This window comes from Pseudomonas muyukensis, from assembly GCF_019139535.1.
Lineage (GTDB): Bacteria > Pseudomonadota > Gammaproteobacteria > Pseudomonadales > Pseudomonadaceae > Aquipseudomonas > Aquipseudomonas muyukensis.
In genome coordinates, this window is sequence record NZ_CP077073.1 from 1049235 (window position 1) to 1070812 (window position 21578).

General features: G+C 64.3%; 17 protein-coding genes. 11 read left to right on the top strand and 6 right to left on the bottom strand.

Going from position 1 to position 21578, the window contains the following annotated elements:
• Window positions 1-164: 164 nt before the first annotated feature.
• The 4 genes from ntrC to glnA all read right to left on the bottom strand — a co-directional run bounded on the left by ntrC (window position 165) and on the right by glnA (window position 5032).
• Window positions 165-1601 carry a nitrogen regulation protein NR(I) gene (ntrC, locus tag KSS95_RS04785; protein WP_217852109.1) on the bottom strand — a complete coding sequence of 479 codons (1437 nt, stop codon included), beginning with the start codon at window positions 1599-1601 and terminating at the stop codon, window positions 165-167.
• Window positions 1598-2683: a nitrogen regulation protein NR(II) gene (glnL, locus tag KSS95_RS04790; protein WP_217852111.1), complete on the bottom strand. Its 1086-nt coding sequence runs from the start codon at window positions 2681-2683 to the stop codon at window positions 1598-1600. The genes ntrC and glnL overlap by 4 nt, the downstream gene beginning before the upstream one ends.
• A gap of 254 nt (window positions 2684-2937) precedes the next feature.
• Window positions 2938-3480 (bottom strand): chorismate mutase, encoded by a 543-nt coding sequence (locus KSS95_RS04795; protein ID WP_217852113.1) that lies wholly within the window; start codon window positions 3478-3480, stop codon window positions 2938-2940.
• Window positions 3481-3625: 145 nt separating this feature from the next.
• A complete protein-coding gene (gene glnA, locus KSS95_RS04800) occupies window positions 3626-5032 on the bottom strand; it encodes a type I glutamate--ammonia ligase (protein ID WP_134691388.1) in 1407 nt (468 codons plus the stop codon).
• A 503-nt stretch (window positions 5033-5535) separates the two neighbouring features.
• On the opposite strand from glnA, the gene thiI reads away from it, so the two are divergent.
• Both thiI and typA read left to right on the top strand, forming a co-directional pair.
• Window positions 5536-6990: a tRNA uracil 4-sulfurtransferase ThiI gene (gene thiI / locus KSS95_RS04805; protein WP_217852115.1), complete on the top strand. Its 1455-nt coding sequence runs from the start codon at window positions 5536-5538 to the stop codon at window positions 6988-6990.
• A 128-nt stretch (window positions 6991-7118) separates the two neighbouring features.
• Window positions 7119-8939, top strand: coding sequence for a translational GTPase TypA (typA, locus tag KSS95_RS04810; RefSeq protein WP_217852117.1), 1821 nt, complete (start codon window positions 7119-7121; stop codon window positions 8937-8939).
• Window positions 8940-9136: 197 nt separating this feature from the next.
• Here typA and KSS95_RS04815 read toward each other — a convergent pair whose 3' ends face one another.
• Window positions 9137-9541 (bottom strand): YkgJ family cysteine cluster protein, encoded by a 405-nt coding sequence (locus tag KSS95_RS04815; RefSeq protein WP_016712459.1) that lies wholly within the window; start codon window positions 9539-9541, stop codon window positions 9137-9139.
• Between the two features lie 184 nt (window positions 9542-9725).
• Here KSS95_RS04815 and KSS95_RS04820 point away from each other — a divergent pair, with 184 nt between their 5' ends.
• The 5 genes from KSS95_RS04820 (at window position 9726) to KSS95_RS04840 (ending at window position 15106) form a co-directional block, all read left to right on the top strand.
• Window positions 9726-12191: a glycogen/starch/alpha-glucan phosphorylase gene (locus KSS95_RS04820; protein WP_217852119.1), complete on the top strand. Its 2466-nt coding sequence runs from the start codon at window positions 9726-9728 to the stop codon at window positions 12189-12191.
• A gap of 281 nt (window positions 12192-12472) precedes the next feature.
• Window positions 12473-13483: a class 1 fructose-bisphosphatase gene (locus KSS95_RS04825; protein ID WP_217852121.1), complete on the top strand. Its 1011-nt coding sequence runs from the start codon at window positions 12473-12475 to the stop codon at window positions 13481-13483.
• Window positions 13484-13486: 3 nt separating this feature from the next.
• The gene (locus tag KSS95_RS04830; protein ID WP_217852123.1) at window positions 13487-14083 is read left to right on the top strand and encodes a DUF924 family protein; all 597 of its coding nucleotides are present in this window, start codon (window positions 13487-13489) and stop codon (window positions 14081-14083) included.
• Between the two features lie 199 nt (window positions 14084-14282).
• Window positions 14283-14537 carry an outer membrane protein assembly factor BamE gene (locus tag KSS95_RS04835; protein ID WP_217852125.1) on the top strand — a complete coding sequence of 85 codons (255 nt, stop codon included), beginning with the start codon at window positions 14283-14285 and terminating at the stop codon, window positions 14535-14537.
• Window positions 14534-15106, top strand: coding sequence for a lipocalin family protein (locus KSS95_RS04840; RefSeq protein ID WP_217852126.1), 573 nt, complete (start codon window positions 14534-14536; stop codon window positions 15104-15106). Before KSS95_RS04835 ends, KSS95_RS04840 begins: the two co-directional genes overlap by 4 nt.
• Window positions 15107-15255: 149 nt before the next feature.
• Here the strand turns inward: KSS95_RS04840 and KSS95_RS04845 are convergent, their stop codons facing one another.
• Window positions 15256-16620, bottom strand: coding sequence for a formimidoylglutamate deiminase (locus KSS95_RS04845; RefSeq protein WP_217852128.1), 1365 nt, complete (start codon window positions 16618-16620; stop codon window positions 15256-15258).
• Between the two features lie 144 nt (window positions 16621-16764).
• On the opposite strand from KSS95_RS04845, the gene hutC reads away from it, so the two are divergent.
• The 4 genes from hutC (at window position 16765) to hutH (ending at window position 21576) form a co-directional block, all read left to right on the top strand.
• Window positions 16765-17475: a histidine utilization transcriptional repressor HutC gene (gene hutC, locus KSS95_RS04850; protein WP_217853931.1), complete on the top strand. Its 711-nt coding sequence runs from the start codon at window positions 16765-16767 to the stop codon at window positions 17473-17475.
• The gene (locus KSS95_RS04855; RefSeq protein ID WP_217852130.1) at window positions 17472-18044 is read left to right on the top strand and encodes a HutD/Ves family protein; all 573 of its coding nucleotides are present in this window, start codon (window positions 17472-17474) and stop codon (window positions 18042-18044) included. The genes hutC and KSS95_RS04855 overlap by 4 nt, the downstream gene beginning before the upstream one ends.
• 238 nt (window positions 18045-18282) lie before the next feature.
• Window positions 18283-19956 (top strand): urocanate hydratase, encoded by a 1674-nt coding sequence (gene hutU / locus KSS95_RS04860; RefSeq protein WP_217852132.1) that lies wholly within the window; start codon window positions 18283-18285, stop codon window positions 19954-19956.
• 87 nt (window positions 19957-20043) lie between these two features.
• The gene (hutH, locus tag KSS95_RS04865; RefSeq protein WP_217852134.1) at window positions 20044-21576 is read left to right on the top strand and encodes a histidine ammonia-lyase; all 1533 of its coding nucleotides are present in this window, start codon (window positions 20044-20046) and stop codon (window positions 21574-21576) included.
• The last annotated feature ends 2 nt before the right edge of the window (window positions 21577-21578 follow it).

Sequence of the window (21578 nt, forward strand, 5' to 3'; positions counted from 1 at the left end):
GCAGGGGTTTGCCGACATCTGCAGCCGTTTTGCCGGATTAATTGCCTCGCCACGGTGCAAGGGGCACGTAATCGGTGCATGAAGCGCTCGCGGGGCAAGCCCCCTGCCACGGCATCAATAGCGTGGCAGCGGGCTTGCCCCGCGATGCGTTGCATCCTTTGGCCTCAGTGCTCTTGCGCTTCGTCCTCATCCTCTGCGGCGACATTCATCCCCAGCTCCTTGATCTTGCGCGTCAGGGTATTGCGCCCCCAGCCCAGCAACAGCGCCGCATCGCGACGGCGGCCGGCGGTGTGCTTGAGCGCGGTCTCGATCATGATCCGCTCGAAGCTCGGCACTGCGCTGTCGAGCAGGTTGCTCTGGCCGCGTGCCAGGGCCTGGTCGGCCCACTGGCGCAGCGCCTGCTCCCAGTTGGTGACCGGCGTAGCGTCCTGCGGCAGGCTGAGCAGCTCTGGCGGCAGGTCGCCGATCAGCACCTCGCGGCTGGAGGCCATCACGGTGATCCAGCGGCAGGTGTTCTCCAACTGGCGCACGTTGCCCGGCCAGGGCAGGTTGCGGATGAACGCCTCGGTTTCCGGCTTCAGCAGCTTGGGCTCCACGGCCAGTTCCAGGGCCGCGCGGCCGAGGAAGTGACGGGCCAGCGCCGGGATGTCCTCGCGGCGGTCGGCCAGGCGCGGGATGTGGATGCGAATCACGTTCAGGCGGTGGAACAGGTCCTCACGGAACTTGCCGGCCTGGACCAGGGATTCGAGGTTCTGGTGGGTGGCGGCGATGATGCGCACGTCCACCTTCACCGGCACATGCCCGCCGACCCGGTAGAACTCACCATCGGCCAGGACCCGCAGCAGGCGGGTCTGGGTGTCGGCGGGCATGTCGCCGATCTCGTCGAGGAACAGCGTGCCGCCGTCGGCCTGCTCGAAGCGGCCGCGGCGCAGGTTGGCGGCGCCGGTGAAGGCGCCTTTCTCGTGGCCGAACAGCTCGGACTCCATCAGGTCCTTGGGAATCGCCGCCATGTTCAGCGCGATGAACGGCGCGGCTGCCCGTGGGCTGTGGCGGTGCAAGGCGTGGGCCACCAGCTCCTTGCCGGTCCCCGACTCGCCGTTGATCAGCACGGTGATGTTGGAGTGGCTGAGCCGGCCAATGGCGCGGAACACCTCCTGCATCGCCGGCGCTTCGCCGATGATCTCGGGGGTGCGGGCCTGGGCCTGGGGGACTTCCAGGGCCTGTTGCTCCTGGGCGTGCTGGTTGGCGCGCTTGACCAGCGATACCGCTTCATCCACGTCGAACGGCTTGGGCAGGTACTCGAAGGCGCCGCCCTGGTACGAGGCCACGGCGCTGTCCAGGTCGGAGTGGGCGGTCATGATGATCACCGGCAGCCCCGGGTGCTGTTCGCGGATCTGCGCCAGCAGGTCGAGGCCGCTGGCCCCCGGCATGCGGATGTCGGAGATGATCACGTCCGGTTGCTGGCGGGCCAGGCGGCCCATGACGCCATCGGCGCTGTCGAAGCTCTGGGTGTTCATGCCTTCCTGTTGCAAGGCTTTCTCCAACACCCAGCGGATGGAGCGATCATCATCGACGATCCAGACGGTTTCACTTCGGCTCATGGGGCGGTGGCTCCTTGTTCCAGGGGCAGGTAGATGGAGAACGTGGTGTGCCCGGGGTGGCTCTCGCACTCGATCAGGCCCTGGTGCTGGCTGATGATGTTCTGGGTGATGGCCAGGCCCAGCCCGGTACCGTCCGGGCGGCCGCTGACCATGGGGTAGAAGAGGGTGTCCTGCAGTTCGGCGGGGATACCGGGGCCGTTGTCGACGATCTCGACCCGCGCCACCAGGCGGTGGCGCACATGGCCGATGGTGAACTGGCGCACCGCGCGGCTGCGCAGGGTGATGCGGCCCAGGCGCAGCTCGTTCTGCCCGCCGATGGCCTGCATGGCGTTGCGCACGATGTTGAGCACGGCCTGGATCATCTGCTCGCGGTCGACCAGCACGTCCGGCAGGCTCGGGTCGTAGTCGCGCACCAGGGTGATGCCGCCCTGGCTCTCGGCCTCGACCAGGCTGCACACGCGCTCCAGCACCTCGTGGATGTTGGTCATGGCCAGCGATGGCAGCTTGTTCGAGCCGAGCATGCGGTCGACCAGGTTTCGCAGGCGGTCGGCTTCCTCGATGATCACGTTGGTGTAGTCGCGCAGGCCGTCCTCGGGCAGCTCGCGGGCCAATAGCTGTGCCGCGCCGCGGATGCCGCCGAGCGGGTTCTTGATCTCATGGGCCAGGCCGCGCACCAGCATCTTGGTGGTTTCCTGCTTGCTCAGCTGGGCCTCTTCCTTGGTGATGCGCAGCAACCGGTCGCGTGGGTGTACCTCGAGCAACAGCAGGGTCTGGCCCTGGTGCAGGATGGAGGTCACGGCGTAGTCGACGGTGATGGTCTGCCCGGTCAGCGAGGTCAGTTGGGCTTCGCGCTTGGTGAACGGATGCGCGTGCTCCACGGCCTGGCGCAGCGAGTTGAGCGCCTCGGTCGACTCGGTGAACAGCTCGCTGATGAACTGCCCATGGCTGCGCTGGCCGCTGACGGCCAGGAGCATTTCCGCGGCCGGGTTCATGTACTCCAGGCGCAGTTCGCCATTGAGCAGCAGCGTGGCGGTGGTCAGGTTGTCCAGGAGCAGACGGTGCTGTGCATCGCTGATGGTCATAAGGTGTCGTTGACCTCTTTTGGCACAGTGGCGCCCAACGGCTCTGGCCTGGGGCGCGCACGGAAGAGTGCTGGATGCGGTGAAAATGCAAGAACCAAACCAAGGCTCCGAAAAGAAGCGCAAATTCCGGATAAAGACCTGGAACTGCGCGAATTCGAGCCAGAAAGCCCTGGTTTATCGATTCTTGTGAACCAAATTGGGTTGCATGATGGGGCGTGCCGTCAAGTCATGCACCAATATGGAGCATAGGGCGGTCAGCGCAATTTGCACAGCTGGGCGCTGGCGCGAACCAGGGCGAGATGGCGCGTGGAATCCTCGGCGCGATGTTGCAAGGCGTCGGCCAGGTGGTTGGCGCAATTGTCTGGTGGGGTCTGGTCGAAGCGGGCAAGGGCGCTCAACAGCTGTTCCTGTAGCAGGTCCAGTTCAGGGCGCACTTCGTTGGCCAGGTCGCGGCGTGGAAGGGCTGGCGCCTGTCGGGCGCGATGCCAGGTGTCGAGCAGGTGGTACTGCAGGAGTTTGTTGGCTTCGATCTGGTCGGCAAAAAAGGCCTCGACGCGTGCCGGATCCAAGTGGTGGGCGACGGCGGCCTGGCGTGCGCTGACCAATACCTGATGCTCGCGGGCGCTGGCCTGCACGGGTTGCTGGTGATCCCACTTGTGCAGGGCGACAGCTTCGGCCAGGTCCAGGCGCCGATCGATGCTGGTAAGCAACTGATCCAGGGTGGGCGTGATGGTCGCAGAGGAGGCACAACCGGATAGGGCGAAGCAGCAGGTCAGTGCGAGGGTGATGGCACGCATGGCGATCTCCTTGGGAATGAAGCCTTGAGTGTCGCCTTTGGCGTTGCGGCGGCTAATAGGTGTTGTCCGATGATGAGGGTATGAAAAACAAACGGCCTCCCGAAGGAGGCCGTCCTGATGTCGCCGACGCGAGGCGCCGATCAGATCAGCAGCTGTAGTACAGCTCGTATTCCAGCGGGTGGACGAAGGTACGGACCTTGATCTCTTCCTCGCTCTTCAGCTCGATGAAGGCATCGATGAAGTCGTCGGAGAACACGCCGCCCTTGGTCAGGAACGCACGGCCTTTGTCCAGTTCTTCCAGGGCTTCCTTCAGGCTGCCGCAAACCTGCGGGATGTCCTTGGCCTCTTCAGGCGGCAGGTCATACAGGTTCTTGTCGGCGGCATCGCCTGGGTGAATCTTGTTCTGGATGCCGTCCAGGCCAGCCATCAGCAGGGCCGCGAAGGCCAGGTACGGGTTGGCCGATGGGTCCGGGAAGCGTGCTTCGATACGGCGGGCTTTCGGGCTGCCGACGTAAGGAATGCGGATCGAGGCGGAACGGTTGCGTGCCGAGTAGGCCAGCATGACCGGGGCTTCGAAGCCTGGGACCAGGCGCTTGTACGAGTTGGTCGACGGGTTGGTGAAGCCGTTCAGGGCCTTGCCGTGCTTGATGATGCCGCCGATGAAGTACAGGGCGGTGTCGGACAGGCCGGCATAGCCTTCGCCGGCGAAGGTGTTCTTGCCTTCTTTCCAGATCGACATGTGCACGTGCATGCCCGAACCGTTGTCGCCGTACAGTGGCTTGGGCATGAAGGTGGCGGTACGGCCGTAGGCGTCGGCAACGTTGTGCACGACGTATTTCAGCGCCTGTACTTCGTCAGCCTTCTTCACCAGGGTGTTGAACTTGACGCCGATTTCGTTCTGGCCGGCAGTCGCCACTTCGTGATGGTGGACTTCGACGGTTTGCCCCATCTCTTCCAGTGCGTTGCACATGGCGGTACGGATTTCGTGGTCGTGGTCGAACGGCGGAACCGGGAAGTAGCCGCCTTTCACGCCAGGACGGTGGCCTTTGTTGCCGCCTTCGACGTCGGCATCGGACATCCACGAGCCTTGCTCGGAGAAGATCTTGAACATCGAGCCGGAGATGTCCGACTTGAACTTCACTTCGTCGAAGATGAAGAACTCAGGCTCTGGGCCGGCGAACACGGTGTCACCGATGCCGGTGCTCTTCAGGTACTCTTCGGCGCGCTTGGCGATCGCACGTGGGTCGCGATCGTAGCCTTGCATGCTCGACGGGTCGACGATGTCGCAGGTGATGATCAGGGTCGGCTCTTCAGTGAACGGATCGAGCACGGCGGTCTCGTCGACCGGCATCAGGATCATGTCCGAGGCTTCGATGCCTTTCCAGCCAGCGATGGAGGAACCGTCGAACATCTTGCCGACTTCGAAGAAGTCTTCGTCCAGGCCATCGCGCGCCGGCATGGTCACGTGATGCTGAACGCCTTTGGTGTCCGTGAAACGCAGATCAATCCACTTGACGTCATGATCTTTGATGAGTTGAACCGACTTCGACATGTTGTCCTCCGGATGGTCTAGGGCGCTTGGCCGCGGCCCTGGAAAAAGGGTGTCGCTGGGCGCGGATAGTCGGCCAAGCTTACCTGCCTCACAAGGGAGCAAATTGCATGCCAGTGCCCGAAAATGGCGAAGGTCGGGATAAAGCCCGGCGTTGGCGGGCATATAGCCTAGCTGCAGGAAGCATTCGTGCACGCATTGAGGGCGTGAGCAAGATGTCGTGCGCTATTTTGGTGCGATGCGTGTCGCGCCTGTAGGAGCCGGCTTTGCCGGCGAAAGCGGCTGCATGGGCAGCCCCAGGCTTAACGGCCTACTTCGATCCTGATGATCACCTTGCAGTGCCTGGGTTGGCCCTTTCGCCGGCAAAGCCGGCTCCTACAGGTGCGGCGCAGGGTTCGGGCTCGGTAAATCAAACCTTCTGTACAAAAGTTGCTCAAACCTTGAGCGATTTCCGCTATAATTCGCGCCCCCTATTTTCGGCAGGCCCTGCGCGCGCTGTTAAACCAATGAAACTTATCGTCAAAGTCTTCCCAGAGATCACCATCAAGAGCCGGCCGGTGCGCAAGCGCTTCATCCGCCAGCTCGGCAAGAACATCCGCGTCGTGCTCAAGGACCTCGATCCTGAGCTCGCGGTCGATGGCGTCTGGGACAATCTCGAGGTGGTCACCCGCGTCGAGGACGAGAAGATCCAGCGCGAGATGATCGAGCGCCTCACCTGCACCCCGGGTATCACCCACTTCCTGCAGGTCGAGGAATACCCGCTGGGCGACTTCGACGACATCGTCGCCAAGTGCAAGCAGCACTTCGGCCACCTGCTGGCCGGCAAGCGCTTCTCGGTGCGCTGCAAGCGCGGCGGCCACCACGACTTCACTTCGATGGACGTCGACCGCTACGTCGGCAGCCAGCTGCGCCAGCAGTGCGGCGCCGCCGGCATCGACCTGAAGACGCCTGAAGTGGTGGTGCGCATCGAGATCCGCGACCAGCGCCTGTACGTGATCCACAACCAGCACAACGGCATCGGCGGTTACCCGCTGGGCGCCCTGGAGCAGACCCTGGTACTGATGTCCGGTGGTTTCGACTCCACCGTGGCGGCCTACCAGATGATGCGCCGTGGCCTGATGACCCACTTCTGCTTCTTCAACCTCGGCGGTCGTGCCCACGAACTGGGCGTGATGGAAGTGGCCCACTACCTGTGGAAAAAGTACGGCAGCAGCCAGCGCGTGCTGTTCATCAGCGTGCCGTTCGAGGAAGTGGTCGGCGAGATCCTCAACAAGGTCGACAACAGCTACATGGGCGTGACCCTCAAGCGCATGATGCTGCGCGGTGCCGCGCACATGGCCGAGCGCCTGCAGATCGACGCGCTGGTCACCGGCGAGGCGATTTCCCAGGTCTCCAGCCAGACCTTGCCGAACCTGTCGATCATCGACTCGGCCACCGACAAGCTGGTGCTGCGCCCATTGCTGGCCAGCCACAAGCAGGACATCATCGACCAGGCCAGCGAAATCGGCACCGCCGACTTCGCCAAGCACATGCCCGAATACTGCGGCGTGATCTCGGTGAACCCGACCACCCATGCCAAGCGTCACCGCATGGAGCACGAAGAAAAGCAGTTCGACATGGCCGTGCTCGAGCGCGCCCTTGAGCGCGCCAAGTTCATCTCCATCGACCACGTGATCGATGAGCTGGGCAAGGACATCGAAATCGAGGACGTGGCCGAGGCGCTGCCTGGCCAGATCGTCATCGACATTCGTCACCCCGATGCCCAGGAAGACGAACCTCTGGCGCTGGACGGTATCGAAGTCCAGGCCATGCCGTTCTATGCGATCAACAGCAAGTTCAAGCACCTGGACCCTACGCGCCAGTACTTGCTGTATTGCGACAAAGGTGTGATGAGCCGTTTGCACGCACACCACCTGCTCAGTGAGGGACATGCCAATGTGCGTGTTTATCGTCCGACATAAGACGCCAGGGCTGTATGGCGGCAGCATCCGCCATCGCCCTCCCGACCATCGGGCCCGCTGAGCCTCAAACCGTACATATTCGCCGCCTACACTAGGTGGCAACCGAATCCTCTGATCGAGATACAGTTGTGATCGAAAATCTGCGTAACATCGCCATCATCGCCCACGTTGACCATGGTAAAACCACCCTGGTCGACAAACTCCTGCGTCAGTCCGGCACCCTGGAGCGTAACGAGCTCAACGACGAGCGCGTCATGGACTCCAACGACCAAGAAAAAGAGCGCGGTATTACCATTCTGGCGAAAAACACCGCCATCAACTGGAACGGCTACCACATCAACATCGTCGACACCCCCGGCCACGCCGACTTCGGTGGCGAGGTCGAGCGTGTAATGTCGATGGTCGACTCCGTGCTGCTGCTGGTCGACGCCCAGGACGGCCCGATGCCGCAAACCCGCTTCGTGACCAAGAAGGCCTTCGAAGCCGGCCTGAAGCCAATCGTCGTGATCAACAAGGTCGACCGTCCGGGCGCGCGTCCTGACTGGGTTCTGGACCAGATCTTCGACCTGTTCGACAACCTCGGCGCCACCGACGAACAGCTGGACTTCAAAGTCGTCTACGCCTCGGCCCTGAACGGCATCGCCGGTCTGGACCACACCGCCATGGGCGAAGACATGACCGCCCTGTACCAGTCGATCATCGACAACGTACCCGCACCGTCGGTTGACCGTGACGGCCCGTTCCAGATGCAGATCTCGGCACTGGACTACAACAGCTTCCTCGGTGTTATCGGCGTTGGCCGCATCGCCCGTGGTCGCGTCAAGCCGAACACCCCGGTTGTTGCCATCGACACCGAAGGCAAGAAGCGTAACGGCCGTATCCTCAAGCTGATGGGCCACCACGGCCTGCACCGCGTCGACGTCGAAGAAGCCCAGGCTGGCGACATCGTCTGCATCAGCGGTTTCGACGAGCTGTTCATCTCCGACACCCTGTGCGCTCCGGATACCGTCGAAGCGATGAAGCCGCTGACCGTCGACGAGCCGACCGTTTCGATGACCTTCCAGGTCAACGACTCGCCGTTCTGCGGCAAGGAAGGCAAGTTCGTCACCAGCCGTAACATCAAGGACCGTCTGGACAAAGAGCTGCTGTACAACGTTGCCCTGCGCGTTCAGGAAACCGATTCCCCTGACAAGTTCAAGGTATCGGGCCGTGGCGAGCTGCACCTGTCGGTTCTGATCGAAACCATGCGCCGTGAAGGCTTCGAGATGGCCGTGGGCCGTCCTGAAGTGATCATCCGCGAAGTCAACGGCACCAAGCAGGAGCCGTTCGAGAACGTCACCATCGACATCCCTGAAGAATCCCAGGGCAAGGTCATGGAAGAGATGGGCCTGCGTAAAGGCGACCTGACCAACATGGTGCCGGATGGCAAGGGCCGTGTGCGCCTGGAGTACAACATTCCAGCCCGTGGTCTGATCGGTTTCCGTAACCAGTTCCTGACCCTGACCAACGGTGCAGGCATCCTGACTTCGATCTTCGATCGCTACGACACCATGAAGTCGGGCCAGATGTCCGGCCGCCTGAACGGCGTCCTGGTTTCGGTCGAGACCGGCAAGGCGCTGACCTACTCGCTGGAAACCCTGCAGGCGCGCGGCAAGCTGTTCGTCGAGCACGGCCAGGAGATCTACAACGGTCAGATCATCGGCCTGAACAGCCGTGACAACGACCTGGGCGTGAACCCGACCAAAGGCAAGAAGCTCGACAACATGCGTGCTTCGGGCAAGGACGAAGTCATCGCCCTGGTTCCGCCAGTTCGCCACACCCTCGAGCAGGCCCTGGAATTCATCCAGGACGACGAGCTGTGCGAAGTGACGCCGAAGTCGATCCGTCTGCGCAAGAAGATCCTCGACGAAGGCGAGCGTACCCGCGCTGCCAAGAAAGCCAAGAACTGAGTCATTAGTTCAGGCTGAATGAAAACGCCCCCGGTCCAAAGGCCGGGGGCGTTTTTGTTTGCCTTCGGAATGTGCGGCCGCCTTGCGGCCCATCGCGACGCAAGGCTGCTCCTACAAGAGATCGCGGTCCCCCGTAGGGGCGGCCTTGCGTCGCGATGGGCTGCACAGCAGCCCCAGGATCTCAAGCAAAAACAACTTCAGCGCCCGACCACCTTGGGCTTGTACGCGCAATACCCCGGCCGCGGCCCGACCTTGGGGTGGTTGCGGCAGGTGTCCGGACGCTTGTCGTAGATGGTGCACAGCCGGCTCTTGCGATCCAGGTACATGCAGTCGTCGTTGCTCATCCGGGTCAGGGTGAAGATCCCCGACTTCTGGTTGAAGCGCTCGATGATGCCTTCCTTCTGCAGGCGCTTGGCCACGTTCTTTGGCGGCTCGTCTTTCTCGAACTCGTCCACCACGCCGATACGGATCAGATCCTTGATCTTCACCTCCACCGGCAAGGTGCAGCAGGTCGAGTGGCAGCCGCCGCACATGTGGCTGGCATAGCGCTGCCAGGTCTCCAGGCGGTCGACTTCGGCGGCGGCGATCAGGGTCGTTTTCATCGTTATGGGGGGTATCACGGTCTTGGGGCGCGCGATGATACCGGAGTTGTTCAATTTGTGAACAACCTTTTGCCCGATTCCCTGCGCCAAGGTGAAAACCGCGAACCCTCACTGTCGCTGTGTGTCAGAGCGTCTAGGCTGAACAATCTCCCTGCGCTTTCGCCTACTTGCCCGAGGATGTCCCATGTCCCAGGAAAACAAGGCCCGTGAGGCCGAAGCTCATCATCAAGAGGTCGCCGCGTTCCGCGATGCCGTCCTGGCCAAGCTGACCTACGCGGTCGGCAAGGACCCGGAGCACGCCTTCGACCATGACTGGTTCGAGGCCATCGCCCTGGCGGCCCGCGACCACATGGTCGACCACTGGATGGATCACACCCGCCAGGCCTATCGACGCAGCCAGAAGCGGGTCTACTACCTCTCCCTCGAATTCCTCATCGGCCGGCTGCTGTACGACAGCCTGAGCAACCTCGGCTACCTGGAGATCGCCCGCGAAGCCCTGCAAGGCCTGGACGTCGACCTGGAGCGTATTCGCCTGCTCGAACCCGACGCGGCGCTGGGCAATGGCGGCCTCGGGCGCCTGGCCGCGTGCTTCATGGAAAGCATGTCGACCCTGGGCATTGCCGCCCATGGCTACGGCATCCGCTACGAGCACGGTCTGTTCCGCCAGGCGCTGGTCGATGGTTGGCAGCAGGAGCAGACCGAGAACTGGCTGGATTTCGGCAACCCCTGGGAATTCGAGCGGGCCGAGGTGATCTACCCGATCAGCTTCGGCGGCAGCGTCGAGACCGTGCACGAAAGCAACGGCCAGCCACGCCAGGTGTGGTGGCCGGGGGAGACGGTGCGGGCGGTGGCCTATGACACGCCGGTGGTCGGCTGGCGCGGCGCCAGCGTCAACACCCTGCGCCTGTGGCGGGCCCGGGCCCTGGAAGAGCTGCACCTGGAGCGCTTCAACGCCGGCGATCACCTGGGCGCCGTGGCCGAGGTGGCGCGGGCCGAGAGCATCTCGCGGGTGCTGTACCCGGCCGACAGCACCGAGGCCGGCCAGGAGCTGCGCCTGCGCCAGGAGTACTTCTTCGTCTCGGCCTCGTTGCAGGACCTGCTGCGCCGCCACCTGAACATGCACGACAACTTGCTCAACCTGCCGGACGCCGCGGCCATACAGCTCAACGACACCCATCCGTCGATCGCCGTGGCCGAGCTGATGCGCCTGTTGGTCGACCAGCACGAGATTCCCTGGGAGACCGCCTGGCAGCTGACTGTCGGCACGTTGGCCTACACCAACCACACGCTGTTGCCCGAAGCCCTGGAAACCTGGCCGGTGGCGCTGATGGAGCGCATGTTGCCGCGGCACATGCAGATCATCTACCTGATCAACGCCTATCATATCGACGCCCTGCGTGCCAAAGGCCTGCACGACTTCGACGTGCTGCGCGCGGTGTCGCTGATCGAGGAGGACAACGGCCGTCGGGTACGCATGGGCAACCTGGCGTTTCTTGGCTCGCACAGTGTCAATGGCGTGTCGGCGCTGCACAGCAAACTGATGAAGAGCACGGTGTTCGCCGATCTGCACAAGCTCTACCCGCAGCGCATCAACAACAAGACCAACGGCATCACTTTCCGCCGCTGGTTGTACCAGGCCAATCCGGCGCTTACCGCGATGCTGGTCGAAGCCCTCGGGCCCGACCTGCTGGACAACCCCGAAGGCAAGCTCAAGGCGCTGGCGCCGTTCGCCGACAAGGCCAGCTTCCGCAAGCAGTTCGCCGCCCAGCGCCTGCACAGCAAGCGGGCCCTGGCCAGCATCATCCAGGACCGCGTGGGCGTCACGGTCAACCCTGAGGCGCTGTTCGACGTGCAGGTCAAGCGCATCCACGAGTACAAGCGCCAGTTGCTCAACCTGCTGCATACCGTGGCGCTGTACCAGGCCATGCGCAACGACCCGGGCACCGACTGGGTGGCGCGGGTGAAGATCTTCGCCGGCAAGGCGGCGGCCAGCTACCACCAGGCCAAGTTGATCATCAAGCTGGCCAACGATATCGCCCGGGTGGTCAACAATGACCCGACCGTGCGCGGGCTGCTCAAGGTGGTGTTCCTGCCCAACTACAACGTCAGCCTGGCCGAGAGCATCATCCCGGCGGCCGACCTGTCGGAGCAGATCTCCACCGCCGGCTACGAGGCCTCCGGCACCAGCAACATGAAGTTCGGCCTCAATGGCGCGCTGACCATCGGCACCCTGGATGGCGCCAACGTCGAGATGTGCGAGCAGGTGGGTGCCGAGAACATGTTCATCTTCGGCCTGACCGCCCAGCAGGTGGAGGCCCGCGGCCGTTCCGGCGATTTTGGCGCCAGTGCGGCGATCGCCGCTTCCAGCCGCCTGGGCGATGTGCTGCAGGCGATCCGCAGCGGGGTGTTCTCGCCAGACGATCCGGCGCGCTACGCCGGGCTGGTGGACGGGCTGGTCGGCCATGACCGCTTCCTGCTGTGCGCCGACTTCGACGCCTACTGGGATGCCCAGCGGCGGGTCGAGGAGCTGTGGCATGCGCCCCAGGACTGGTGGCGCATGGCGGTGCTCAATACCGCGCGGATGGGCTGGTTCTCGTCGGACCGGACCATTCGCGAGTACGCCACCGAGATCTGGAAGGCGCTGGATTGATGTAGACGCTTGCGCAATCGTTGCAGGAGCGGCCTTGTGTCGCGAAAGGGCCGCAGAGCGGCCCCATCAATATGTGCTTGATGCGCAAATCATGGGGGCGCTTCGCACCCCTTTCGCGACTCAAGGCTGCTCCTGCAAAGTCCGCGAAGCGTATGGGAGAACCGACCATCGGCCGGGCGCTGGCTGAACTCAAGCCCGCAAGTCGAGTCTCTTTGCTCGCTAGCCCGCAACTCTCCCTGTAAACTGCGGGGGTTTTTTCCCTATCCCTTTCGGAGCCACACATGTCCCGCGTTACCCTGAGTCGCTATCTGATTGAGCAGACCCGCAGCAACAATACTCCTGCCGATCTGCGCTTCCTGATCGAGGTGGTGGCGCGCGCGTGCAAGGAAATCAGCCACCACGTGTCCAAGGGCGCCCTCGGCGGCGTGCTGGGCAGCATGGGCACCGAGAACGTCCAGGGCGAAGTGCAGAAGAAGCTCGACGTGATCTCCAACGACATCCTGCTCGAGGCCAACGAGTGGGGCGGCCACCTGGCCGGCATGGCGTCCGAGGAAATGGACAACGCCTACCAGATCCCGGGCAAGTACCCCAAGGGTGCCTACCTGCTGGTCTTCGACCCGCTGGACGGCTCGTCGAACATCGACGTCAACGTCTCGGTCGGCACCATCTTCTCGGTCCTGCGTTGCCCTAACGAGTACCTGAGCCAGAACGAAACCCTGAACGAAAAAGCCTTCCTGCAGCCTGGTACCGAGCAGGTCGCCGCCGGTTACGCCATCTATGGCCCGCAGACCATGCTGATCCTGACCCTGGGCAACGGCGTCAAGGGCTTCACCCTGGACCGCGAGCTGGGCAGCTTCGTCCTGACCCACGAAAACATCCAGGTACCGACCACCACCGCCGAGTTCGCCATCAACATGTCCAACCAGCGCCACTGGGAAGCCCCGGTACAGCGCTACGTGGGCGAGCTGCTGGCCGGTGAGACCGGGCCGCTGAAGAAGAACTACAACATGCGCTGGATCGCCTCGATGGTGGCCGACGTGCACCGCATCCTCACCCGTGGCGGCCTGTTCATGTACCCACGCGATGCTCGCGAGCCGAGCAAGCCGGGCAAGCTGCGCCTGATGTACGAAGCCAACCCGATGTCGTTCATCATCGAGCAGGCCGGCGGCGCTTCCACCAACGGTTACGAGCGTATCCTCGATATCAAGCCGGAGAGCCTGCACCAGCGCGTGTCGGTGATCCTCGGCTCGAAGGAAGAGGTCGAGCGCGTCACCGCCTACCACAAGGAGTAAGTCATGCTCGCACCTTGGCAGCCGTTGCTGGAGTGGTGGTTCGGTTGGGGCACAAGTGCCCAGGCCGTGGCTGACGAGAAGAACACGTTGTGGTTCGGCAAACATCACGACGCCGATGCCCAGGCGCTGTTCGGCGACCTGGTCGAGCAAGCCCTGGCGGGCGGGCTCGACGAGTGGCAGCAGAGCCCCCAGGGCTGGCTCGGCTTGCTTATCCTGCTGGACCAACTGCCGCGCATGATCCATCGCGACACGCCGCGCGCCTTCGAGGGCGACCGACGTGCCCAGGTGGTGGCCATGCAGGGGTTGCAGAAGGGCTGGGATTACCAGCTGCTGCCGATCCAGCGGGTATTCGTGCTGCTGGTGCTGGAGCATGCCGAGGTGCTGGACTGGCAAAACCTGTGCGTCGAGCGTTACCAGACCTTGCTGGACGAACAGCCCGAGGCCAATCGCCGGTTGTTCGAAGGGTTCCTCGACTACGCCGAGCAGCATCAGCGGGTGATTGCCCGCTTCGGTCGCTTCCCGCACCGCAACCTGGTGTTGAACCGCCCGAGCACCAGCGAAGAGATGGACTTCCTGCTGGAGCCCGGTTCGCGGTTCTGATGCACGACCCGCCGTGCCGGAGCATGCGCTCCTGCACGGCCTGCCTGGCGCGCCAGCGCCGCACGTTCCTGGTTGGCGGGCCACCCGACCAATGGCGTACAGGGAAAGCACCTGCGCCAGGGAACCGAAACGGCTTTTTTCCTTCTAAGCTCCTGGCAGGCCATCGCGCCTGTGTATCCCTCTCCAGGAGTGTCCCTTCATGTCGTTGCGTTCTCTCGCCCTGTTGTCCTTGTGCGTCGTCCTGACCGCTTGCAGCAAGATCAATCAGGAAAACTATTCCAAGCTCAAGGCCGGCATGAACAAGGCCGAGGTCGAGCAACTGCTCGGCATGCCGAAGGAGTGCTCCGGCGCTCTGGGCATGAGCAGCTGCACCTGGGGTGACGAGAAGAGCTTCATCAGCGTGCAATATGCCGCGGACAAGGTCCTGATGTATTCCGGGCAGGGTCTCAAATGAGGCGTCTGCACCTGCTGCTGGGCGTGTGCCTGGTGATGCTGCTGGGTGGCTGCGCCACCTCGGCCACCGACCCGCTGGCGCCGAAGACCGCAGGTGCGGTCGACCTCAAGCGTTACCAAGGCAAGTGGTTCGAACTGGCGCGCCTGCCGATGAAGTACCAGGACGGTTGCGCCCAGTCCGAGGCCCACTACAACCTCAAGCCCGACGGCACGGTTGGTGTGCTCAACCGCTGCCGCACCCTGGGTGACGAATGGTTGCGCGCCGAAGGCCATGCCTGGGCGCAGGATGCCGGGCATACCGACAGGCTGTGGGTGGAATTCGATAACTGGTTCACCCGCCTGGTGCCGGGTGTGGCCAAGGGCGACTACTGGATCCTGTTCGTCGACGAGCGCTACCGCACGGCGATTGTCGGCAGCCCTGATCGCAAGTACCTGTGGATCCTGTCGCGCACACCGTCGCTGCCGGCCTGGGAGCGCGAGAACCTGCTGGCCAAGGCGCGGCAGCAGGGCTTTGATACCAGCCGGCTGATCTGGCGCACGCCTGACAGAGATATCGTCGCCCGGCATTGAGCGGTAGGCTGACGCGATCCCCTGTAGGAGCGGCCTTGCGTCGCGAAAGGGGTGCGAAGCGCCCCCAGGATTTCAGCATTAATGCACATATCGCCGGGGCCGCTATGCGGCCCTTTCGCGACGCAAGGCCGCTCCTGCAGGGACCACGTTCAGGCTAGAAGCTGGCGCAGGACCGCCACAAACGCCACCGCACTTTCCTCTTCCTGAGCATGCCGCCCCTGGCGCACGACCCAGCGGCCGTTGACCATCACATCACGCACCTGGCGATCGCCACCGGCGAACAGCCAGCGGTTCAGGATGGCATCGCCGTCGGCCACGGCCAGGTACGGATCCTGCCCATCGAGCACCAGCCAGTCCGCGCGCCTGCCCACGGCGAGCTCGCCGATCGGCTGTCCCAGCGCCTGGGCGCCACCGCGCAGGGCCGCGTCATACAAGGTACGCCCGACCATCGGCTGATCGGCCCGGTACAGGCGGTTGCGCCGTTGGTCGCGCAGACGCTGGCCGTACTCCAGCCAGCGCAGTTCCTCGACCACGCTGAGCGACACATGGCTGTCCGAGCCAATCCCCATGCGCCCGCCCTGGGCCAGGTAGTCCACCGCCGGGAAGATACCGTCGCCCAGGTTGGCCTCGGTGGTCAGGCACAGGCCGGCCACTGCGCCGCTGCGGGCCATGGCGCTGACCTCGTCGGCTTCGGCGTGGGTGGCGTGGACCAGGCACCAGCGCTGATCTACCTCGACATGCTCGTACAGCCACTGCAGCGGACGGCGGCCACTCCAGGCCAGGCAGTCATCGACTTCCTTCTGTTGCTCGGCAATATGGATATGCACCGGGCAGGCCGCATCGCCAGCGCCCAGCACATCGGCGATCTGGCCCGGCGTCACCGCGCGCAGCGAGTGGAAGCACAGCCCCAGTGCCTGCGCCGGCTGTTGCGCCAGCAAGGGTGCAAGCTGCTGTTGCAGGCGCAGGTACTGTTCGGTGGAGTTGATGAAGCGCCGTTGGCCGTCGTTGGGTACCTGGCCGCCGAAGCCGGAATGACTGTAGAGCACCGGCAGCAGGGTCAGGCCGATGCCGCTGGCACTGGCGGCGGCGCTGATGCGCCGTGACAGCTCGGCCGGGTCGGCGTAGGCCTGGCCGTTCTGGTCATGGTGCACGTAATGGAACTCGGCCACCGAGGTGTAGCCGGCCTTGAGCATCTCGATGTACAGCTGGCGGGCGATCACCTGCAGCTGCTCGGGGGTGATCCGGCCGACCAGGCGGTACATCAGCTCGCGCCAGGTCCAGAAGCTGTCGTTGGGGTTGCCGGCCACTTCCGCCAACCCCGCCATGGCCCGCTGGAACGCATGCGAGTGCAGGTTGGGCATGCCTGGCAGCAGCGGGCCGGCCAGGCGCTCGGCGCCAGCGGCGTCGGCATCGGCCATGACCGCGGCCAGGCGGCCATCGGCGCCGACCTCCAGGCGGACATTGCGGGCCCAGCCGCTGGGCAGCAGGGCGCGTTCGGCAAAATAGGCGGGCATCGGTGAAATCCTGTTATTGTTAACTTGTATATACATATACAGCCGTTTGCCTGCCGGGTAAACTCCGGCAAGCTACCGTTCACGCCAACCGAACAAGGATTCAACGCCGTGCCGACACCTCCTGTCTCCGCGCTGGTTGCCCAGATGGGCGAAGGGCCGGCGCCGCTCTACGCCCGGGTGAAACAGATGATCATCCAGCAGATCGAGAGCGGCAGCTGGCCGCCTCATCACCGGGTACCCTCGGAGAGCGAACTGGTCAGCCAGCTGGGTTTCAGCCGCATGACCATCAACCGCGCCCTGCGCGAACTGACCGCCGAAGGCCTGCTGGTACGCATGCAGGGCGTCGGCACCTTCGTCGCCGAGCCCAAGAGCCGCTCGGCGCTGTTCGAGGTCAACAACATCGCCGACGAGATCGCCGGCCGTGGCCACCAGCATAGCTGCCAGGTGATCACCCTGGCCGAGGAGGCCGCCGGTTCAGAGCGCGCCCTGGCCCTGGACATGCGCGAAGGCCAGCGGGTGTTCCATTCGTTGATCGTGCACTACGAGAATGGCGTGCCGGTGCAGATCGAGGACCGCTACGTCAACGCCGCCATCGCCCCCGACTACCTCAAGCAGGATTTCACCCGGCAGACGCCGTACGCCTATCTGTCCCAGGTCGCGCCGCTGACCGAGGGCGAGCACGTGGTCGAGGCGATTCTCGCCGAGCCCGAAGAGTGCCGCCTGCTGCAGATCGAGCGCGGCGAACCGTGCCTGCTGATCCGTCGTCGCACCTGGTCCGGCCGCCAGCCAGTGACGGCGGCGCGGCTGATCCACCCCGGTTCCCGTCACCGCCTTGAAGGACGTTTTAGTAAATGACCCAGTTGCAGTTGCTGCGTGCGCAGGATTACCCGCGCATGCCCTGGAAGAACGGTGGTGGCTTCACCGAAGAGATCACCCGCGACAACGGCGAGGGGCTCGACGGCTTCGGCTGGCGCCTGTCGATCGCCGATATCGAGGAGTCGGGCGGGTTTTCCGTATTCGCCGGCTACCAGCGGATCATCACCGTGCTGCAGGGTGACGGCATGCGCTTGCTGGTCGACGACCAGGCCAGCCGGCCGTTGTTGCCGTTCGATGCGTTCGCGTTCAGTGGCGAGAGCCAGGTCAGCTGCAAATTGCTCGGTGGGGCGATTCGCGATTTCAACCTGATCTACGCGCCGCAGCGATATCGGGCCAGGTTGCAGTGGTTTGATGGCAGCAGCCGGTTGTTCAGCGCGGCGTCGACGGTGTTGCTGTTTGCCGCTGGCAATCATGTCGAGGTGGCGTTGGCCGGGCAGGGCATGCAGCAGCTCGGGCGCTATGACTGCCTGCGGATCGAGGGCAACGAGGGGTTGCTGGAGCTGGATGTGCAGGGGCGGTTCTGCCTGATCGAACTCATTTCACATTGAGATAGCCGGGGCCGCTGCGCAGCCCTTTCGCGACACAAGGCCGCTCCTACAGGTAATTGCGATCCCCTGTAGGCGCGGCCTTGTGTCGCGAAAGGGCTGCGCAGCGGCCCCAGCTTTTTTGCCACTCAGCGGAATCGTCCGACAATTTTGGTTGTCCGTGCTTGTACATACAAGTAAAGATGTGTTTGTATATTGACCACGACACATCTGCCCGCGCTGAACCGCCGAGGACCTCCCCGTGACCGACAACAACAAATACCGTGACGTAGAAATCCGTGCCCCGCGTGGCAACAAGCTGACCGCCAAGAGCTGGTTGACCGAAGCCCCGCTGCGCATGCTGATGAACAACCTCGACCCGCAGGTCGCCGAAAACCCGAAAGAGCTGGTGGTGTACGGTGGCATCGGCCGTGCCGCGCGCAACTGGGAGTGCTACGACAAGATCGTCGAGACCCTGACCCGCCTGGAAGACGACGAAACCCTGCTGGTACAGTCGGGCAAGCCGGTCGGCGTGTTCAAGACCCACAGCAACGCCCCGCGCGTGCTGATCGCCAACTCCAACCTGGTGCCGCACTGGGCCAACTGGGAACACTTCAACGAACTGGACGCCAAGGGCCTGGCCATGTACGGCCAGATGACCGCCGGTAGCTGGATCTACATCGGTAGCCAAGGCATCGTCCAGGGCACCTACGAAACCTTCGTCGAGGCCGGCCGCCAGCACTACAACGGCAGCCTCAAGGGCAAATGGGTACTGACCGCGGGCCTGGGTGGCATGGGCGGTGCCCAGCCACTGGCCGCGACCCTGGCCGGCGCCTGCTCGCTGAACATCGAGTGCCAGCAGAGCCGTATCGACTTCCGCCTCGAGACCCGCTACGTCGACGAGCAGGCCACTGACCTGGACGACGCCCTGGCGCGCATCGCCAAGTACACCGCCGAAGGCAAGGCCATCTCCATCGCCCTGCACGGCAACGCCGCCGAAATCCTGCCGGAGTTGGTCAAGCGTGGCGTGCGCCCGGACATGGTCACCGACCAGACCAGCGCCCACGACCCGCTCAACGGCTACCTGCCGGCCGGCTGGACCTGGGAGCAGTACCGCGACCGCGCGCAGACCGACCCGGCTGGCGTGGTCAAGGCCGCCAAGCAATCGATGGCCGTGCACGTGCAGGCCATGCTCGATTTCCAGAAGCAGGGCATCCCGACCTTCGACTACGGCAACAACATCCGCCAGATGGCCAAGGAAGAGGGCGTGGCCAACGCCTTCGACTTCCCAGGCTTCGTCCCGGCGTACATCCGCCCGCTGTTCTGCCGCGGCGTCGGCCCGTTCCGCTGGGCCGCGCTGTCGGGTGACGCCGAGGACATCTACAAGACCGACGCCAAGGTCAAGGAGCTGATCCCCGACGACGCCCACCTGCACCGCTGGCTGGACATGGCCCGCGAGCGCATCAGCTTCCAGGGCCTGCCGGCGCGCATCTGCTGGGTTGGCCTGGGCCTGCGCGCCAAGCTCGGCCTGGCGTTCAACGAAATGGTGCGCAGCGGCGAGCTGTCGGCGCCGGTCGTCATCGGTCGCGATCACCTGGACTCGGGCTCGGTGTCCAGCCCCAACCGCGAGACCGAAGCCATGCGCGACGGCTCCGACGCGGTCTCCGACTGGCCACTGCTCAACGCCCTGCTCAATACCGCAGGCGGTGCCACCTGGGTCTCGCTGCACCACGGCGGTGGCGTGGGCATGGGCTTCTCCCAGCACTCGGGCATGGTCATCGTCTGCGACGGTAGCGATGAAGCTGCCGCGCGTATCGCCCGCGTGCTGACCAACGACCCGGGGACCGGCGTGATGCGCCACGCCGATGCCGGCTACCAGATCGCCATCGACTGCGCCAAGGAGCAGGGCCTGGACCTGCCGATGATCACCGGCTGATCGCCGCGCTTTGGATCGCACCCGCCACGGGTGATACTGAACAACAAGAAGGGGCCCCGCGTGGCCCCAAGCGATTGGAGTAGCGAAGTGACCGAATTGACCCTCAAGCCCGGCACCCTGACCCTGGCCCAGCTGCGCGCCATCCACGCCGCGCCCGTGCGCCTGCAACTGGACGCCAGCGCCGCGCCCGCCATCGACGCCAGCGTCGCCTGCGTCGAGCAGATCATCGCCGAAGACCGTACCGCCTACGGCATCAACACCGGTTTCGGCCTGTTGGCCTCGACCCGCATCGCCAGCCACGACCTCGAGAACCTGCAGCGCTCGCTGGTGCTGTCCCACGCCGCCGGTATCGGCGCGCCGCTGGACGACGACCTGGTGCGGCTGATCATGGTGCTCAAGATCAACAGCCTCAGCCGTGGTTTCTCCGGCATTCGCCGTAAAGTCATCGACGCGCTGATCGCCCTGGTCAATGCCGAAGTCTATCCACACATCCCGCTCAAGGGCTCGGTCGGCGCTTCCGGCGACCTCGCGCCGCTGGCGCACATGTCGCTGGTGCTGCTGGGTGAAGGCAAGGCCCGCTACAAGGGCCAGTGGCTGTCGGCCAGCGAAGCCCTGGCCGTTGCTGGCCTGGAGCCGCTGACCCTGGCCGCGAAGGAGGGCCTGGCCCTGCTCAACGGCACCCAGGCCTCCACCGCCTACGCCCTGCGTGGCCTGTTCCAGGCCGAAGACCTGTACGCCGCGGCCATCGCCTGTGGCGGCCTGAGCGTCGAGGCAGCGCTGGGTTCGCGCTCGCCGTTCGATGCGCGCGTCCATGCAGTGCGCGGCCAGCGTGGCCAGATCGACACCGCCGCGTGCTTCCGCGACCTGCTGGGCGATTCCAGCGAAGTGTCGCTGTCGCACAAGAACTGCGACAAGGTCCAGGACCCGTACTCGCTGCGCTGCCAGCCGCAGGTCATGGGCGCCTGCCTGACCCAGATCCGCCAGGCCGCCGAGGTGCTGGGCATCGAGGCCAACGCGGTGTCGGACAACCCGCTGGTGTTCGCCGCCGAGGGCGACGTGATTTCCGGCGGCAACTTCCACGCAGAGCCGGTGGCCATGGCCGCCGACAACCTGGCCCTGGCCATCGCCGAGATCGGCTCGCTGAGCGAACGCCGCATCTCGCTGATGATGGACAAGCACATGTCCCAGCTGCCGCCGTTCCTGGTGGAAAACGGTGGGGTCAACTCCGGCTTCATGATCGCCCAGGTCACCGCTGCCGCGCTGGCCAGCGAGAACAAGGCGCTGTCGCACCCGCACAGCGTCGACAGCCTGCCGACCTCGGCCAACCAGGAAGACCATGTGTCGATGGCCCCGGCCGCCGGCAAGCGCCTGTGGGAAATGGCCGAGAACACCCGCGGCGTGCTGGCCATCGAATGGCTGGGCGCCTGCCAGGGCCTGGACCTGCGCAAGGGCCTGAAGACCTCCGTCAAGCTGGAGCAGGCGCGCCAGGCGCTGCGTCGCGAAGTGCCGCACTATGACCGCGACCGTTTCTTCGCCCCGGATATCGAGGCGGCTTCCACACTGCTGGGCAAAGGCACCTTGACCGGCCTGCTGCCGGCTGGGGTCCTGCCTAGCCTGTAATG

Coding starts and splice junctions, on each gene's coding strand:
- KSS95_RS04795 (WP_217852113.1), bottom strand. CDS start 3,480: ATGCGTGCCATCACCCTCGCACTGACCTGCTGCTTCGCCCTATCCGGT.
- thiI (WP_217852115.1), top strand. CDS start 5,536: ATGAAACTTATCGTCAAAGTCTTCCCAGAGATCACCATCAAGAGCCGG.
- hutC (WP_217853931.1), top strand. CDS start 16,765: ATGGGCGAAGGGCCGGCGCCGCTCTACGCCCGGGTGAAACAGATGATC.
- KSS95_RS04825 (WP_217852121.1), top strand. CDS start 12,473: ATGTCCCGCGTTACCCTGAGTCGCTATCTGATTGAGCAGACCCGCAGC.
- KSS95_RS04840 (WP_217852126.1), top strand. CDS start 14,534: ATGAGGCGTCTGCACCTGCTGCTGGGCGTGTGCCTGGTGATGCTGCTG.
- KSS95_RS04845 (WP_217852128.1), bottom strand. CDS start 16,620: ATGCCCGCCTATTTTGCCGAACGCGCCCTGCTGCCCAGCGGCTGGGCC.
- glnA (WP_134691388.1), bottom strand. CDS start 5,032: ATGTCGAAGTCGGTTCAACTCATCAAAGATCATGACGTCAAGTGGATT.
- KSS95_RS04830 (WP_217852123.1), top strand. CDS start 13,487: ATGCTCGCACCTTGGCAGCCGTTGCTGGAGTGGTGGTTCGGTTGGGGC.
- KSS95_RS04820 (WP_217852119.1), top strand. CDS start 9,726: ATGTCCCAGGAAAACAAGGCCCGTGAGGCCGAAGCTCATCATCAAGAG.
- KSS95_RS04855 (WP_217852130.1), top strand. CDS start 17,472: ATGACCCAGTTGCAGTTGCTGCGTGCGCAGGATTACCCGCGCATGCCC.
- ntrC (WP_217852109.1), bottom strand. CDS start 1,601: ATGAGCCGAAGTGAAACCGTCTGGATCGTCGATGATGATCGCTCCATC.
- KSS95_RS04815 (WP_016712459.1), bottom strand. CDS start 9,541: ATGAAAACGACCCTGATCGCCGCCGCCGAAGTCGACCGCCTGGAGACC.
- KSS95_RS04835 (WP_217852125.1), top strand. CDS start 14,283: ATGTCGTTGCGTTCTCTCGCCCTGTTGTCCTTGTGCGTCGTCCTGACC.
- glnL (WP_217852111.1), bottom strand. CDS start 2,683: ATGACCATCAGCGATGCACAGCACCGTCTGCTCCTGGACAACCTGACC.